Raw genomic sequence first — 16,029 nt, forward strand, 5'->3', positions numbered from 1 at the left:
ATCCCGTCCAGGCACAAATACCGCTTGCGTACAGGTGCTATTAAGGCCGCCTGCCTACAATTTCCACATGGATGCTGTTCCACTATTCGGCTTGGACTTTCATGCGGTTTTTTGAGCAAACTTTGGTTCCCCCGCCTCGGGGCGGCATACGCATCGAGTCTCCCGACTCTCCCGGTTCCCACTATGCAAGCAAAGCACTGGCTGAACTGGACCAGTTCCTGGCGCAGACCGGGCTGCGCCAGGCGGCCATCTGCGCAGGCCTGACCGGGGCCACGGCCGGGGCGCATGCCTGGCTGCACGCCGCCTTTGCCCAGACGTTCCTGCCGCAACACAACACCACCGACGTGGCGCGTAAGTTGGGCTTGCGGCCCGACACCGACACCGGCGACCTGGACCGCGAAATCCTGCTGGCGATGCTGGCCAGCCCCGTACCGTTCACCTTTCCCAACGTGGCCGAACTGGCGTCCGCCGTGCGGATCCGGCGCTACATTGTGCAGGCCGCCCGCAAGACGGCGCTGGCGTTTGACACCGAACATGCGGAACGCCCCGAAGACTACTGGACTTACGACGAAACGCGCGGCTTCACCATCTTGCCGGGGCGCTCGTTGATCGAGGGCTTGCGCAAGGCGACGCAGCCCGAGGCGTCGGGGCAGTTGTATGCGTTCTCGTGCTATCGCGCGACGGAATACGTGACCGTGCTGGGCATTGCGCAAGAGCTCCAGCACGCCAACCCCGATCTTGCCAGCCGCCTGCAACGCCAATGGGAAACCCGCGCCGTCATGTCCGGCCGTTTTCATGAAGCCTTCCTGCACGAATACGGGTCCCTGGACGCGCCTTTGCCGCAACGCTTTTACGTGCCGGGTGACCGGCTGTGGTTCCGCAACCCCGACCCCGTGTCCTCCGACGTGGAAGGTTACGAGGGGTCGTGGGTGTTTTATCTGGGCAACGGCCAGTTCAACAATTTCTGGGAACACGGCGAGCCCTACACATTGACATCCAAATGCGTGGAGATCTTCCATTGGCGCCATGGCCTGCGCACCGACGCCACGGGCAAGCCCTATATGGACGAACAGATCGTCCGCGAGCGCGTGCGGCAAACCTTGGCCGACCCCACGGCCACCGCCGCCGTGCTTCTACGCATGGCGCGCATCCGCGATCCGCAGGGCGTGTACGCGCAAGGCGGTTGCATTGACGCCACGCGCGAACGGGTGCGCTGGGTGGGTCCGGGGCACTCGGACATGGTGCTACCGGAATGCGCCGAGCCCGGCATGGCCTGGTCCGCCGCTGCCTGATCCGGGCCGGACCGACACCTGACCCCAGGCTTGATCCTGGACGCGCGGACTGAAAGTCTGGAAAAAACAAAAAGAGTTCTGTATTCTGATTTTCGCGGCGGTCACCTAGCCGCATGCCTCTATACCCTCCTGGTGCGGGCAAGCGCGTCACCTCCCCGATGCGTCCTGCCATGCCAGGCATGCTTGCCCTATCCAGCGTTGCGACCCCTGGTCAACACGGCTCATCGACATGGCGACAAAACGGAAAGTGAGCTTGGTGGCCGTGCTGATCGCGCTGGCCGTGCTGCCCGACGCCAACGCGCAAGCGCTGCGACTCAGCAAGGACGATCTGCAAAAGCGCGCCAACGGCGTCTTGGCCTTGATGTCGTTTTCCATCGTGCCTGACATCACGACCAGTTCGCTGTCCATCGGCAGCGGCGGTGGGTCCACCTCGGGGTCCACCGAGTTCTTCATGACGCAGTTGGGCGGCGGCGACACCATTTCGGATTCGGTGCCCATCTACCTGGAAGGCGTATTGGCCGGCAGCCGCTACGACCCCACCTTCGTGGCCACCCAGGGCGCAGAAAGCCGCAGCATCCCCACCAAATGGAACAGCCTGTCGGCCACTGGCGGCATCGGCTGGGACTTCAAGCTGACCGATGAACTGAAGCTGCGCCCCATCTTCAACGTGGCGCTGGGCAACGTCACCAGCGACCTGCGCGCCGCAAGCTGGTATGTGGGGCGGCAAACCGGCACCGACGTTGATTTCCTGGACCGCGGGTCCTTGAACGCCTACGGCCTGGGCGGCTCGCTGATGCTGGATTACGAGCACTACCGGCCCGGCTACGAAGTGGACGTGGAACTGCGCTATTCGGACATTCGCCTGAAGAGCTTCTCCAGTTCTGCCGCCGTACAGGGCAACGCCACCGCGCAATCGGCCAACCTGTGGGCGCGCTACCGGGCGCCCACGGGCATCGTGCTGCTGCAACGGCCGCTGCGCTATGTGCTGGAACTGACGCACTCCGAATTCCTGGGCGACCAGCGCGGCGTGCTGGGCTTTGACCGCCTGACGTCCGTGGGCGCGGGCCTGGAACTGGATTCCAGCGCCTACGACGTCATCATCACCCGCACGCGGCTGGTGGGCCGTTATGTGTTCGGCACCAATGTGTCGGGGTTTTCGGTGGGGCTGGCGGTCAGCTTCTGAAGGGGTCAGGCGGGCGTTTCGCTGCGGGATGCCAAGGTTTGCGCCAGGCTCAGCGCGCGCGCCAGGAATGCCGACCCGTCGTCCTTGCGATAGCTGGCAATTACCGGCGACACAAAGCCATCGCCCTCGATCGGCACATGCGCCACGTCCTGACGCTGCAAGCGCTGCACGGATGCCGGCACCACCGTTACCCCCAAGCCCGCCGCGACCAGCCCAATTGCCGTCTGCAATTCATTGGCCTCTTGCACCACTTGCAGCGAATGACCGGCCGCGCGGAACAGCCCCAGCACGTGGTCCGCGAAGTTGGGCCGGGGCCGCGCCGGATACAGCACAAAGGGTTCTTGCGCCAGGCGCGCCACCGACACGCTGGGCGCGCCCGCCAAGGGGTGGTGCAGGGGCACGGCGGCCACCAGGGCTTCCGTCATCAGCACCCGCCGTTCAATGGCCGGGTCGTCCAGCAGGATCCGGCCGATGCCCAGGTCGATGCGACCGGCCTTCAGCGCCTCCAGCTGCGGCAAGGTCGTCATTTCCATCAGCCCTACTTCCACTTGCGGGTCGGCACTGCGCAGTTGCCGGATCAATTCCGGCACGAATCCATATAGCGTCGACGGCACGAAACCAATACCGAACCAGCGCCGCTGAGTCTGCCCCAGCCGGCGCGTGCCTTCCAGCACCTCTTCCAGCCGGGCTGTCAGCAGGCGCGACTGCTCCAACAGAAAGCGCCCGGCCTCGGTCAGGCGCAGCGCGCGCGTCGTGCGTTCAAACAGCAGCACGCCCAGCTCGTCCTCAAGCTGGCGTATCTGGCGGCTGAGCGGCGGCTGGGCGATGTGCAGGCGGACGGCGGCGCGCGTGAAACTGCCCTCTTCCGCTACCGCCTGGAAATACCGGAGGTGCCTGAGTTCCATGGCTGACCTAGACCTTAAAGGTATTAATGGAAACCCATATAGTCTTGGACTGGCGCGGAAAGCACAAGCCATACTGCGGTTTGTGCTCAACCCTTGGCAGTAAAAGTATGAATCCGGTAAGCATTCTCTCGGTCCAGGCCATTCTGGTGGACCTGCCCACCATCCGCGCCCATCAACTGGCCATGGCGGTCATGCAGCGCCAGACGCTGGTGATTGTGCGGCTGACGTGCAGCGACGGCATCGAAGGCATAGGCGAAGCCACCACCATCGGCGGTCTGTCCTACGGAGAAGAAAGCCCCGAAGGCATCAAACTGGCCATCGATACCTATCTGGCGCCCGCGCTGGCGGGCGGTGACGCCACCAATATCCACGCCGCCATGCAGCGGCTGGACAAGGTGGCGCGCGGCAATCGCTTCGCCAAGTCGGCATTGGAAACCGCGCTGCTGGACGCGCAAGGCAAGCGCCTGAACGTGCCGGTGTCCACCTTGCTGGGCGGCGCGGTACGCAAGCGCCTGCCCGTGTTGTGGACCTTGGCCAGCGGCGACACCGCGCGCGATATCGAGGAAGCCGAATCGCTGTTGCAAAGCCGCCGCCACAACACCTTCAAGCTGAAGGTGGGCCGGCGCGCCGTGTCGGAAGACGTGGCGCACGTGTCGCGCATCAAGCAGGCGCTGGGCGACCGCGCCCGCGTCACGGTGGACGTGAACCAGGCCTGGAACGAAGCGGATGCTGCCGGCGCCATCGCCCGGCTGGAAGCGGCGGGCGTGGACCTGATCGAACAACCCATTCCGCGCGCCAACCTGGCCGGCATGGCGCGGCTGGCGGCGCGCTTCGTGGTGCCCATCATGGCGGACGAAGCCGTCAACGGCCCCGAGGATGCGCTGGAGATCGCGCGCCAGGGCGCGGCCGATGTGCTGGCCTTGAAGATCGCCAAGTCCGGCGGCTTGTATGAAATGCTGCGCACGGCGGCCGTGGGCGACGCGGCGGGCATGTCGCTGTATGGCGGCACCATGCTGGAAGGCTCGGTGGGGTCCATCGCGTCGGCGCACGGCTTTGCCTGCCTGCCCCGCCTGTCGTGGGGCACGGAGCTGTTCGGCCCGCTGCTGCTGAAGGACGACATCGTGGCGAACCCGCCGCGCTACGCCGACTTTGAACTGGAACTGCCCGACGGCCCCGGCCTGGGGTTGACGCTGGACGAAGACAAATTGAATTTCTACCGCCGCGACCGCTAAGCGCGGCTGCCCCCCCTATCAAACACGATCGACCACCACCAAACACTGACGAACGCCAAGCACCGTTAACGGATAACGCTTTCATACCCGGCAAGACGGGCCCGCGCCGCCAAGAGCGCGCCCACCAACCATCAAGCACCACGGAGACAACCATGCGCCTGCGCCATGTAATCAAACCCTTTGCCCGCGCCATCCTGGCCCTGTCCTTGCTGGGCGGCACGTCCGCCGCGCTGGCCGATAGCTACCCCGACCGCCCGGTCAAGTGGGTCGTGCCCTTCCCGCCCGGCGGCGCCATGGACAGCATCGCCCGCACGCTGAGCGAATCGATGGGCAAGCAGCTCAACACCACGTTCATCGTGGAAAACCGCGCGGGCGCGGGCGGCAACATCGGCGCGGCCGGCGTGGCGCGTTCCAAGCCTGACGGCTACACCATCCTGATCGTGGCCAACGGCATGGCCGTGAACCCGGCCTTGTACACCGACCTGAATTACGACCCCATCAAGGACTTCGCCCCGATCTCGCTGCTGGCCGTGGTGCCCAACGTGCTGGTCACCAACCCCGAGCGCACCGGCGCCACCAGCGTGGCGGACGTCATCGCCAAGGCCAAGGCCCAGCCCAATCACTACACCTACGCCTCGGCCGGCGTCGGCACGTCCATCCACCTGGCGGGCGAATTGTTCGTGTCGATGACGGGTGTCGAGATGCTGCACGTGCCCTACAAAGGCAGCGGCCCCGCCGTGGCCGACCTTTTGGGCGGCCAAGTGGACTACATGTTCGACAGCATCACGTCGGCCAAGCCGCACATTGCCACGGGCAAGCTGCGCGCGTTGGGCGTGACCACCGCCAAGCGCTCCGCCGCCCTGCCCGACGTGCCGACGATGCAGGAAGCGGGCGTGCCGGGCTATGAACTGATGCCCTGGTTTGCCGCCTTCGCCCCCGCCGGCACGCCGCCGGAAGTGGTGGCCAAGCTGAACGAAGCCATGCGCGTTGCGCTGGCCGAACCCAAGGTCCGGGCCACGCTGGATTCGATTGGCGCGGAATCCATCGGCGGTTCGCCCGAGGCGCTGCGCGACCATCTGGCCAAGGAAACGGCGCAGTGGAAGACGCTGGTGAAGGAACGGAACATCAAGGTCAACTAAGACTTTGCACCCCCATGTAAAACGCCCACGTCGCACTTGCGTGCACGTGGGCGTTTTGCCAGCCTTAAGCAGAAGTCATTGCACAGTGGGTCATTCCCCGTGGATCACTCCACCGTCGCCCCGGACTTTTTCACCACTTCCGCCCAACGCGGAATTTCCGTGGCCATCAGCGCGCGCAGTTGATCGGGCGTGCTGCCCACAAGCTGCATGCCCATGGTCTTGCCCAGCTTTTCCTGCACGTCCGGCTCTTTCAGGATCAGGGCAATTTCCGCCGCCAGCTTGTCCAGGATCGGCTTGGGCGTGCCCTTGGGCGCGTAGACAGCCTGCCAGGACGCCATCTGGAAGCCCGGCACGCCGGCTTCCTGCATGGTGGGCACATCGGGCGCCAGCGCAATGCGGTCTTTGGAGGTGACGGCCAGCAGTTTCAGCTTGCCGGTTTGCAGCAGCGGCAGCGCGGCCGTCATCTGGTCGAACATGAAGGTCACCGCGCCGGACGACACGTCCACCATGGCGGGCGGTGTGCCCTTGTACGGCACGTGCGTGAGCGGCACGCCGATCATGCTGGAAAACAATTCACCGGCCAGGTGCGTGGACGTGCCCGCGCCAGACGAGGCGAAGGTGCGTTTGTTGGGATCGCGCTTGAGCAGCGCGATCAGGTCGGCCACGGAGTTCACGCCCAGGTTCGGGTCCACCAGCAGCACGTTGGGCAGGTAGGCAATCAACGACACCGGCTCGAAGTCCTTGACCGGGTCGTACTTCAGGTTCTTGTACAGGCTGGCGTTGATGGCGTGCGTGCTGATGGTGCCGCCAAACAAGGTGTAGCCGTCGGGCGCGGCCTTGGCCACGTAGGTGGCGCCGATACCACCGGCCGCGCCGGGCTTGTTTTCAACGATGACGTTCTGGTGCAGGCGGTCAGCCAGCTTCTGGGCCAACACGCGGCCGACCACGTCGGTGGAACCGCCCACAGTGAAAGGCACCACATAGGAAATAGGCTTTTGCGCGGGCCAGTCGGCGGCGCTGGCGGGCATGGCCAGCGCAAACAGGGCGCCGGCCAGCAGCGCGCCCAACGCGCTGCGTCGTTGCGTATTCATGGATTGTCTCCTGCCTTGATTTATAGACTTATTGGTATGGAACGCCGGCCGGGCGGCCGGCGGCAAAGCTCAACGGCCTTGTTCTTTACGCCAGGCGGCGAATTTGTCCTTGGTGCCCGGGTCGGTGGGCGGGTACAGGCCCAGAATGGACGCGCCCTGCTGCACCTGGCTGGTCACGAAGTCTTCGAAGGCGGTCATTTCCACCGCTTCAATCGAGATCTCGTCGGCCAGATGCGCCGGAATCACCACCACGCCTTCACGGTCGCCCACGACGATGTCGCCGGGCCACACCGCCACGTCGCCGCAGCCGATGGGTTCGTTGATGTCCAGCGCCTGATGCAAGGTCAGGTTGGTGGGGGCCGACGGGCGCTGGTGGTAAGCAGCGAAGCCCAGTTCGGCAATTTCCGGGGAATCGCGAAAGCCACCGTCGGTGACCACGCCCGCCACGCCGCGCTTCATCAGGCGCGTGATCAGGATGGAACCGGCGGACGCGGCGCGCGCGTCCTTGCGGCTGTCCATGACCAGCACCGCGCCTTCCGGGCAGGTCTCGACGGCCACGCGCTGCGGGTGCGAGCGGTCTTCAAACACCTTGATCGTGTTCAGGTCTTCGCGGGCCGGGATGTAGCGCAGCGTGAAGGCCGGGCCGACCATATTGGGCAGCTTGGCGTTCAGCGGACGCACGTCCTGGATGAACTGATTGCGCAGGCCGCGTTTGAACAGCGCGGTGCACAAGGTGGCCGTGCTGATGCCGGACAGGCGGGCACGGGTTTCGGGATTCATTTGGGACACGATGGCTCCGGGCAATAGGCAAGGAATGGGTAATAAGCAATAAGCAAACCGGGCTAGAAAATCTCGGGTTCCGGCACGGGCGCGCCAAACTCGGTTTCCAGGAAATCAAAATCGCAGCCGTCGTTGGCTTGCAGGATGTGCTTGGAATACATCCAGCCGTAGCCGCGCTCGTAGCGCTTGGGCGGCGGCGTCCAGGCGGCGCGGCGAGCGGCGAGCTCTTCGTCGCTGATGTTCAGGTGGATGCTGCGGGCCGGCACATCGACCGTGATCAGGTCGCCCGTCTTCACGAACGCCAGCGGTCCGCCCACGTACGATTCGGGCGCGGCGTGCAGAATGCAGGCGCCGTAGCTGGTGCCGCTCATGCGGGCGTCCGACAGGCGCAGCATGTCGCGCACGCCCTGCTTCACCAGCTTGGTGGGAATGGGCAGCATGCCCCACTCCGGCATGCCGGGGCCGCCTTGCGGGCCGGCATTGCGCAGGATCATGATGTGTTCCGGCGTCACGTCCAGGTCTTCGTCGTCCACCGCGGCCTTCATGCTGGGGTAGTCGTCGAACACCAGCGCCGGGCCGGTGTGCTGCAAGAACTGCGGCGCGCAGGCGCTGGGCTTGATGACGCAGCCGTCGGGCGCGATATTGCCGCGCAGCACGGCCAGCGCGCCTTCGTCGTAGATGGCGGTGTCCAGCTTGCGGATCACGTCGTCGTTATAGACCTCGGCGCCGGCGATGTTTTCGCCCAGCGTCTTGCCGGTAACCGTCATGGCCGACAGGTCCAGGTGGCCTTCCAGGCGCGTCATCAACGCCGGCAAGCCGCCCGCGTAATAGAAGTCTTCCATCAGATAGGTGTCGCCGCTGGGCCGGATGTTGGCAATGACCGGCACCTTGCGGCTGGCGGCATCAAAATCTTCCAGGCCCACGGCGTGGCCGGCGCGGCGCGACATGGCCACCAGGTGAATGATGGCGTTGGTGGAACAGCCCATGGCCATGGCCACGTTGATGGCGTTCTTGAACGAAGCCATGCTCAGGATGCGCTTGGGGGTCAGGTCGTCCCAGACCATGTCCACCACGCGGCGGCCGCATTCGGCGGACATGCGCATGTGGTTGACGTCGGCGGCGGGAATCGAGGACGCGCCCGGCAGCGTCATGCCGATGGATTCCGCGATGGCGGTCATGGTGCTGGCCGTGCCCATCGTCATGCAGGTGCCGTAGCTGCGGGCAATGCCCCCTTCCACTTCGGTCCATTGTTCCTGGGTGATCTTGCCCGCGCGGCGCTCGTCCCAGAGCTTCCAGGCATCAGAGCCCGAGCCCAGGATCTTGCCCTTCCAGTTGCCGCGCAGCATGGGGCCGGCGGGCACGTACACGCACGGCAGCCCGGCGCTGATGGCGCCCATGAGCAAGCCCGGCGTGGTCTTGTCGCAACCGCCCATCAGCACCGCGCCATCCACCGGATGGCTGCGCAGCAGCTCTTCGGTTTCCATGGCCAGGAAGTTGCGATAGAGCATGGTGGTGGGCTTCACGAACGATTCCGACACCGAAATCGCCGGCAGTTCCACCGGAAACCCGCCCGCCTGGAACACGCCGCGTTTCACGTCTTCCACGCGTTGCTTGAAGTGGCTGTGACAGGGGTTCAGGTCGGACCAGGTGTTGATGATGGCGATGATGGGCCGGCCGACCCAGTCGTCCGGGGCATAGCCCATTTGCATCATGCGGGACCGATGGCCGAACGAACGCAGGTCGTCCTTGGCCATCCAGGCGGCGCTGCGCAGACTTTCGTAGGTACGTTTCATAGGGATATGGGGGAATTGGGAGCAATGACGATGTGGAATGGAGCCATTTAAACACTAATACATTAGTGCGTCAGCTAGGTGAAAACCCGCTACACTGCGGGCTTTCCTACCGTACTCCCGTCAGGCCCCCTGATGCAAAGCCCCAAGCTCAGACTGGACCGCTCGCGCCACGCCGCGCCCCAGGTCTTCGAACATCTACGCGAACAGATCGTGTCGCTGGAACTCGCCCCCGGCGCCCCGCTGTCGCGCGTGACGCTGGCTGAAAGCTATGGCCTGAGCCAAACCCCCATCCGCGACGCGCTGATGCGGCTGGCCGAAGAAGCGCTGGTCGAGATCTACCCGCAGCACACCACGGTGGTCAGCCGCATCGACATCCCCGCCGCGCGCCAGGCGCACTTTCTGCGGCAATCGCTGGAACTGGAAATCGTGCACCTGCTGGCGCAGCAGCCCGACCCGGCCTTGCACAAGCGCCTGCAAACCAGCATCGACCTGCAGCGCATCAGCCACGCCAATGGCGAATACCAACAGTTCATCGACGCCGACCAGGCCTTTCACCGCGACATGCATATTGCGGCGGGCGTGACGAGCCTGTGGGAACTTGAGCAGCGCTACAGCGGCCATCTGGACCGCCTGCGCCGGCTGCACCTGCCCGAAGCCGGCAAGGCCGAACGCATCATGGACGACCATCAGCGCTTGCTGGACGCAATCCGCGCGCAGGAACCGGCGCGCGCGCAGCAGGTGCTGCGCGAACACTTGTCCGGCACCTTGAGCCAGGTGGCCGAGATCTGCAAACGCTATCCCGACTACGTGTTGGCCGCCTGAGTCCGGTTGCGCGCGCGGGGCGGCGCAGAGGCGCCGAAGATGTCTTCCTGCGCCGCCTTGCGCAGCGCAATGATGGCCGGATGCTGCAACTGCCTTTCTGTGGTCAGCGCGTAAAGCTGTTCTTTGACGGCGCTGGCGCCGCCGATGGTGCGCACCCGATACTGCTTGACCAGGAAGGCGGCCGTGGCGGTCGGCGCGGCAAACAGGCCCACCCCGGTTTGACCGAACGCATTCAGCAACGCGCTGTCATCGAATTCGCCCACGATGCGCGGGCGGATATTGTGGTCATCAAACCATTGCAGCAGCCGCTGGCGGATCGCCGCGTCTTCGCCGGGCAACAGAAAAGGCGCCTGATCCAGCATCTTGGGAAAGCGGCCCGACAATTGTTCCAGCAACGCTGGCGCACCAAAAAACGTCAGGCTGCTTTCGCCCAGCAGGTGGCTGAAACCGCGCACATTCAGGTGGGCCGGCATCGGGCGGTCGGCAATCACCATGTCGTAGCGATGTACCGCCAGGTCCGCCAGCAGAAATGCCAGCCGCCCTTCACGGCAGATCAACCGCACGTTCTCTTCCAGCCGCAACACCGGCTCAATCATCCGATACACCAGTGATTTCGGCACGCCTTCGGCAATGCCCAGCCTGAAATCAAGTGCTTGCCGTGCGGGGCGGTCGCGCAGATCGTCCAGCAGTTCATCGCCCAGCGTGAAGATGCGGTCGGCGTACTGCAGCGTGCGGCGGCCGATGTCAGTCAGCTCCAGCCCGCGCCCCACGCGCCGAAACAGCGCCGAGCCCAGCGCGTATTCCAGGTCTTGCAACTGGCCACTGATGGACTGAGGGGTGCGCTGCAGTTGCTGTGCCGCGCGGGCAATGCTGCCGGCCTTGGCAACCACCCAGAAATAGCGCAGATGTTTGTAGTTGAGAGTGACCATGGCGATCATTCCAAAAAATCTGACTATGGGTTCATGTTATGCGAATTGTCCGAAGAATACGCAAGCTCTAGACTGGCCTCGTATCTTGCATCGTTCACGGTTACGGTCGCTTTTCGGCGGCCGGCGGTGATGGGCGGGAGGCGGCTTATGGGGCCGGTTGAAACGTTTGCCACCCTGCCGATGTGGGTGGGATTCATCGTTTTCGTGGTGGCCGTGCTGGCGCTTGACCTGTATGCGCTGGGCGGCAACCGCGCGCACCGCGTGTCGCCTCGAGAGGCGCTTTTCTGGGTGCTGACCTGGGCGTCGCTGGCGACGGTGTTTGGCCTGTTGATGTGGTGGTTTCTTGACGCCAACGCGAGCCGCGCGGTGGCCAATCAAAAAACGCTGGAGTACTTCACCGGGTACCTGATCGAACTGTCCCTGTCCGCGGACAATATGTTCGTGTTTTCGCTGATCTTCACCTACTTCGCGGTGCCCCCCGAACTGCAGCGGCGCGTGCTGCTGTATGGCGTGCTGGGCGCCATCTTCATGCGCATCGGGATGATACTGGCCGGCGTGTGGCTGCTGACCCAGTTTGCATGGATGTTCTACGTGCTGGGCGCGTTCCTGATACTGAGCGGCATCAAGATGCTGGCCTCGGCGGGCAAGCAACCCGACATTGCGCACAACCCCTTGGTGCGCTTCATGCGGGCAACCATGCGCATCACCAAGGACTACCACGGGCAGGCTTTCTTCGTGCAACTGCACGGGATGCGCTACGCGACGCCGATGTTCGTGGTGCTGCTGCTGATCGAGGCCACCGACCTGGTCTTCGCCGTTGACAGCATCCCGGCGATTTTCGCCGTCACCACCGACCCCTTCATCGTTTTCACGTCGAACATTTTCGCCATCATGGGCCTGCGGGCGCTTTACTTCCTGCTGGCCAACATGGTCGACCGCTTTCACTACCTGAAATACGGATTGGCGGTCGTGCTGATGGTCATCGGCGCAAAGATGCTGGCGGCGCAGTGGGTGCACGTGCCGGTGCATTGGTCGCTGGGCATTATCGGGCTGGTTCTGGCGGCGTCCATCGGCGCCAGCCTGGCCTGGCCAACGCGGAAGGCGAGCGCCAACCGCAATAAAGTGAAGAAGTCCCCAACCGGAGAGCAGCCATGAACACGATCATTCTTGCCACCGACGGATCGACGTACAGCGATGAGGCGGCCCGCTACCTGGTCGCGACTCCCTTGCTGAACCGTGACTTCGTCGTGCATGTGGTGCATTGCGAACCGGAAGTGCCGGGGGATGTCAGGGCGTTCATCAGCAAGGACGAAGTGGATGCCTGGCATCACGAAGAAAGCGGCAAGGCGATGCGCTCGGTGGTGGACATACTGCGCAGCGGCAACATCAACTTCGAATGCCACGAAATGATCGGCTTCACGCCCGGAAAAATCGTGGATTACGCAGCCCGCGTCAAGGCCAACGCAATCGTGCTGGGCTCCCATCACCGCAGTCCGCTCATCAACGCCTTGATGGGGTCCGTCAGCGGACGGATCCTGGCGCATGCGCCCTGCCCGGTGCTGGTGATCTGACGGTGCGGACGGCGACGGCGGCGCTGGTGGAAGGATCAATCCAGGGGGTAGCGCCGAATCACCGTCCTGCCCTCGCGCTGGGCCAGCGACAACAGCCCGTCTCCCGTTGCGTCCAGGCCCAGCAGCCCGATCTCTACGTCCAGCGGCATCTGAAACGGGCGCCAGGTCTTGCCTTGGTCGCGCGTATAGAAATAGGTCTTGGTGTATTCGTTGAACGAAAACAGGTGGTCGGCGTAGGTCTTGATGACCCAGGCGTTGCGCCCGAACCAGGCATCGCCGATCCAGCTGGGCTGGCCCTGCACCATTGGCGATGCCGCGCGCCGGCGCCAGACGCGCTCGGCTTTGTCCAGTTCGTAGATGGCGTCGCCCCAGGTTTCGAACACCGCCTGGTCACGCGTGACGCTGGCCTCCGCCGCCTGAGGCGGAACCGGCGGCACGTCTTGGGTAATGCGGAACGCGGGCGGCGCCCCGTCTTGCAGCTCGACTTCAAAGCGCCGCGTTTCCAGCACCTGATTTCCGGCCGAGGCATTCAGGCTGATGCGCGTGCGCCAGCTCCACCCCACGGCGCGGCGCTCATCCAGGGGATACAGCGACCAGTCGTAGGCCAAAGGGTCATCCGCGCCCGCGCCGCCCTGTTTGGCCAGGCGATCGCGAAAGCCGTGCTCGAACGCGGCGGCGTCGGGCCAGACCTGCTCGTCCAGCAAGATGGCCGACCAATGGCGGGCGCCGTCCTGGCTGAACAGCAAGCGCTGGCGCCCCTCATGCCGCTCCAAGGCCACCGCGCGATCCGACGTCAGAAATACCGTATGCCGGCGCGGCGCACCCAGCACCACGTCGGGGGCCAACGCCCAGGTATCGCCCAGATCATTTGATTGCAGGACCTCCCAGGTCGCGGCCGGCACACCCTGGTCGGCATGGCGTTGAATGCCGGTCACCAGATACAGCTCGCGACCTTGCGGCGTGCCGATCAGGCTGACCCCGGCGTCTCCGCTGATGGAACCCAGCAGTTCGAATGCCCCCGTGCCATGGCCGCCGTAAATCAGGTTGCGCGTGTCGGCCACCAGCCAGGGATTCGGCTGCCGCGCGCTCAGGGCGGGCACCAGCGCGTCCAGCATGGGAGCCGCATCCAACGCCGCCATGTCCTGGGCGGACACCAGGCGTTGCCCGATCAGCAACTGCCGTTCGCCGTAACGTTGCAGCGCCACCCGCGACGACGACGCCAGCGCCGGGCCATTGAGCTCACCGATGATCTCGCTGCGCGCCAGGGGTTTTCCCTGCGGCACCAACTGATAGATGCCATACCCGATCAACCCGGCGACGGCGATCGCAACACCGCTGGCAAGCAGTCTAAGGTTCATGGAGGCAAGGCTTCTGTAGCGCGAACACCCCCCTTTTGGCGGGTATCTTTTAACGGGAATGGGCGAAACTATAGCGTGTTGCCCGACGTTCTCTATACTGGCGTGACATACTCTTACGCTGCACCGGCCGCCCACGGAACCCTGACATGATCGCAAGGCATGCCCCGCTTTTCATTGCCCTGGCTTTGCTGGGAACCGTCGTCTGGGTGCCGTTGGCGCGCGCCGCCTCGCCCGATGTCGTGTGGACACCGCTAGACCCGCAAACCATGCCCGGCGTGTTCTACGACAGCGCATCGATTGCCCGCGTGTCGGAAAAACCCGTGACCATGGCCGTGACGGTCGCCTGGTTCTATGCGCAGCACCGCGTATCGGAAACCACCGGCCAGACTTATGGCTCGGTGGCGCAGCCCATCACCTTGAACTGCAGCGCCGACACCTATACCGTCACCGAAACCCGGCACTACGCCGGCAATGACGCCACCGGCGCCTTGGTGGAATCAATTCCGGTGGCGGGCATCCACAATGCCCCGGTGGCGCGGGACCCCGTCCAGCGCAAGCTGCGCGCCGTGGTCTGCCCCGCGCCGGGTAAGAGCGGGCGCAAGTAGCCCCGTTCAGACTTGCGCCAGCGCCTGCTCCAGGTCGGCGATCAGGTCATCGATGTGCTCAATGCCGATCGACAGGCGCACGGTCTCTTCGCGCACTCCGGCCTTTTGCAGCTCTTCCGGATTCAGTTGGCGGTGCGTGGTGGACGCGGGGTGCGTCGCCAGTGACTTCGAATCCCCGATGTTGACCAGGCGCGTGAACAGTTGCAGCGCGTCCTGGAAGCGCGCGCCGGCATCGCGCCCGCCCTTCACGCCAAAGGTGAACAAGCCCGGCACCTTGCCGCCCAGGTATTTCTGCGCCAGGGCGTGGTCCGGGTGATCCGGCAGCCCGGCGTAGTTGACCCATTCCACCTTCGGGTGTTCGCGCAGGAAGTTGGCCACCTTGACGGCGTTTTCAACGATGCGGTCCACGCGCAGCGCCAGCGTTTCGATGCCTTGCAGAATCTGGAACGAATTGAACGGTGAAATCGCAGCACCCGTATTGCGCAGCGGCACGACGCGCGCGCGGCCAATGTAGGCGGCCGCGCCGAAGGCTTCGGTGTAGACCACGCCGTGGTAGCTCACGTCCGGTTCGTTCAGGCGCTTGAAGCGGGCCTTGTGCTCGGCCCAGGGGAACTTGCCCGAATCAATGATGGCGCCGCCCAGGCTGGTGCCATGGCCGCCCAGGTACTTCGTCAGCGACTGCACCACGATGTCGGCGCCATGTTCGATGGGGCGCAGCAGGTACGGCGACGGCACGGTGTTGTCCACGATCAGCGGCAGGCCGTGACGGTGCGCCAATTCAGCCAGCGCGGCGATGTCGGTGATGTTGCCCAGCGGGTTGCCTACCGATTCCGCGAAGATGGCCTTGGTGCGGTCGTCGATCTGCGCTTCGAAGGCGGCCAGGTCGCTGGGGTTGGCAAAGCGCGTGGTGATGCCGTATTGCGGCAGCGTATGCGCGAACAGGTTGTAGGTGCCGCCGTACAGCGTGCTGGACGACACGATGTTGTCGCCCGCTTCGGCGATGGTCATGATGGCGTAGGTCACGGCCGACTGGCCCGAGGCCAGCGCCAGCGCCGCGATGCCGCCTTCCAGGGCCGCCACGCGCTGCTCCAGCACGTCGGTCGTGGGGTTCATGATGCGGGTATAGATGTTGCCCGGCACCTTCAGGTCGAACAGGTCGGCGCCATGCTGCGTATCGTCGAAGGCGTAAGCCACGGTCTGGTAAATGGGCACGGCCACGGCGCGCGTCGTCGGATCCGGGCGGTAGCCGCCATGCACGGCCACGGTTTCCAAACGCCAGTTGGGCTTCTTCGGTTCAGTCATTTGTCTCTCCAGAAAGTGCGGTTTTGG

General features: G+C 64.6%; 15 protein-coding genes. 8 read left to right on the forward strand and 7 right to left on the reverse strand.

Annotated features, from left to right (window positions below):
* The first annotated feature begins 101 nt into the window (after positions 1-101).
* Both WBR68_RS11250 and WBR68_RS11255 read left to right on the forward strand, forming a co-directional pair.
* On the forward strand, positions 102-1,292 hold the full coding sequence (locus tag WBR68_RS11250) for a hypothetical protein (protein ID WP_230694247.1): 1,191 nt from the start codon (positions 102-104) through the stop codon (positions 1,290-1,292).
* 229 nt (positions 1,293-1,521) lie between these two features.
* Positions 1,522-2,475, forward strand: a complete 954-nt coding sequence (locus tag WBR68_RS11255) for a hypothetical protein (RefSeq protein ID WP_230694249.1) — start codon at positions 1,522-1,524, stop codon at positions 2,473-2,475.
* A 5-nt stretch (positions 2,476-2,480) separates the two neighbouring features.
* Here WBR68_RS11255 and WBR68_RS11260 read toward each other — a convergent pair whose 3' ends face one another.
* Entirely contained in the window at positions 2,481-3,380 is a 900-nt protein-coding gene (locus WBR68_RS11260; protein WP_050444943.1) for a LysR family transcriptional regulator, read from the reverse strand.
* Between the two features lie 107 nt (positions 3,381-3,487).
* Between WBR68_RS11260 and WBR68_RS11265 the strand changes: the two genes are divergently transcribed.
* A complete protein-coding gene (locus WBR68_RS11265) occupies positions 3,488-4,612 on the forward strand; it encodes a muconate/chloromuconate family cycloisomerase (RefSeq protein ID WP_050444944.1) in 1,125 nt (374 codons plus the stop codon).
* A 152-nt stretch (positions 4,613-4,764) separates the two neighbouring features.
* Positions 4,765-5,751 (forward strand): tripartite tricarboxylate transporter substrate binding protein, encoded by a 987-nt coding sequence (locus WBR68_RS11270; RefSeq protein WP_050444945.1) that lies wholly within the window; start codon positions 4,765-4,767, stop codon positions 5,749-5,751.
* Between the two features lie 104 nt (positions 5,752-5,855).
* On the opposite strand, the gene WBR68_RS11275 is transcribed toward WBR68_RS11270, so the two are convergent.
* The 3 genes from WBR68_RS11275 to araD form a co-directional block, all read right to left on the reverse strand.
* The gene (locus tag WBR68_RS11275; RefSeq protein ID WP_127184466.1) at positions 5,856-6,842 is read right to left on the reverse strand and encodes a Bug family tripartite tricarboxylate transporter substrate binding protein; all 987 of its coding nucleotides are present in this window, start codon (positions 6,840-6,842) and stop codon (positions 5,856-5,858) included.
* A gap of 69 nt (positions 6,843-6,911) precedes the next feature.
* Entirely contained in the window at positions 6,912-7,622 is a 711-nt protein-coding gene (locus WBR68_RS11280; protein ID WP_050444947.1) for a ribonuclease activity regulator RraA, read from the reverse strand.
* A gap of 62 nt (positions 7,623-7,684) precedes the next feature.
* Positions 7,685-9,415, reverse strand: a complete 1,731-nt coding sequence (araD, locus tag WBR68_RS11285) for an L-arabinonate dehydratase (RefSeq protein WP_230694251.1) — start codon at positions 9,413-9,415, stop codon at positions 7,685-7,687.
* Positions 9,416-9,547: 132 nt separating this feature from the next.
* Between araD and WBR68_RS11290 the strand changes: the two genes are divergently transcribed.
* A complete protein-coding gene (locus WBR68_RS11290; RefSeq protein WP_050444949.1) occupies positions 9,548-10,237 on the forward strand; it encodes a GntR family transcriptional regulator in 690 nt (229 codons plus the stop codon).
* On the opposite strand, the gene nhaR is transcribed toward WBR68_RS11290, so the two are convergent.
* Positions 10,219-11,166 (reverse strand): transcriptional activator NhaR, encoded by a 948-nt coding sequence (nhaR, locus tag WBR68_RS11295; protein ID WP_230694253.1) that lies wholly within the window; start codon positions 11,164-11,166, stop codon positions 10,219-10,221. The genes WBR68_RS11290 and nhaR overlap by 19 nt on opposite strands.
* Before the next feature lie 147 nt (positions 11,167-11,313).
* Between nhaR and WBR68_RS11300 the strand changes: the two genes are divergently transcribed.
* Positions 11,314-12,321: a TerC family protein gene (locus WBR68_RS11300; protein WP_050444950.1), complete on the forward strand. Its 1,008-nt coding sequence runs from the start codon at positions 11,314-11,316 to the stop codon at positions 12,319-12,321.
* Positions 12,318-12,737: a universal stress protein gene (locus WBR68_RS11305; RefSeq protein WP_050444951.1), complete on the forward strand. Its 420-nt coding sequence runs from the start codon at positions 12,318-12,320 to the stop codon at positions 12,735-12,737. Before WBR68_RS11300 ends, WBR68_RS11305 begins: the two co-directional genes overlap by 4 nt.
* 35 nt (positions 12,738-12,772) lie before the next feature.
* On the opposite strand, the gene WBR68_RS11310 is transcribed toward WBR68_RS11305, so the two are convergent.
* Positions 12,773-14,095: a hypothetical protein gene (locus tag WBR68_RS11310; RefSeq protein WP_230694254.1), complete on the reverse strand. Its 1,323-nt coding sequence runs from the start codon at positions 14,093-14,095 to the stop codon at positions 12,773-12,775.
* A 146-nt stretch (positions 14,096-14,241) separates the two neighbouring features.
* Here WBR68_RS11310 and WBR68_RS11315 point away from each other — a divergent pair, with 146 nt between their 5' ends.
* Positions 14,242-14,700, forward strand: coding sequence for a surface-adhesin E family protein (locus tag WBR68_RS11315; protein WP_050444953.1), 459 nt, complete (start codon positions 14,242-14,244; stop codon positions 14,698-14,700).
* Between the two features lie 6 nt (positions 14,701-14,706).
* Here WBR68_RS11315 and WBR68_RS11320 read toward each other — a convergent pair whose 3' ends face one another.
* Entirely contained in the window at positions 14,707-16,002 is a 1,296-nt protein-coding gene (locus tag WBR68_RS11320) for an O-acetylhomoserine aminocarboxypropyltransferase/cysteine synthase family protein (protein WP_050444954.1), read from the reverse strand.
* Positions 16,003-16,029 lie beyond the last annotated feature (27 nt).

The sequence above is a fragment of the Achromobacter sp. JD-1 genome, from assembly GCF_038594925.1.
Taxonomy (GTDB): domain Bacteria; phylum Pseudomonadota; class Gammaproteobacteria; order Burkholderiales; family Burkholderiaceae_B; genus Achromobacter; species Achromobacter spanius_C.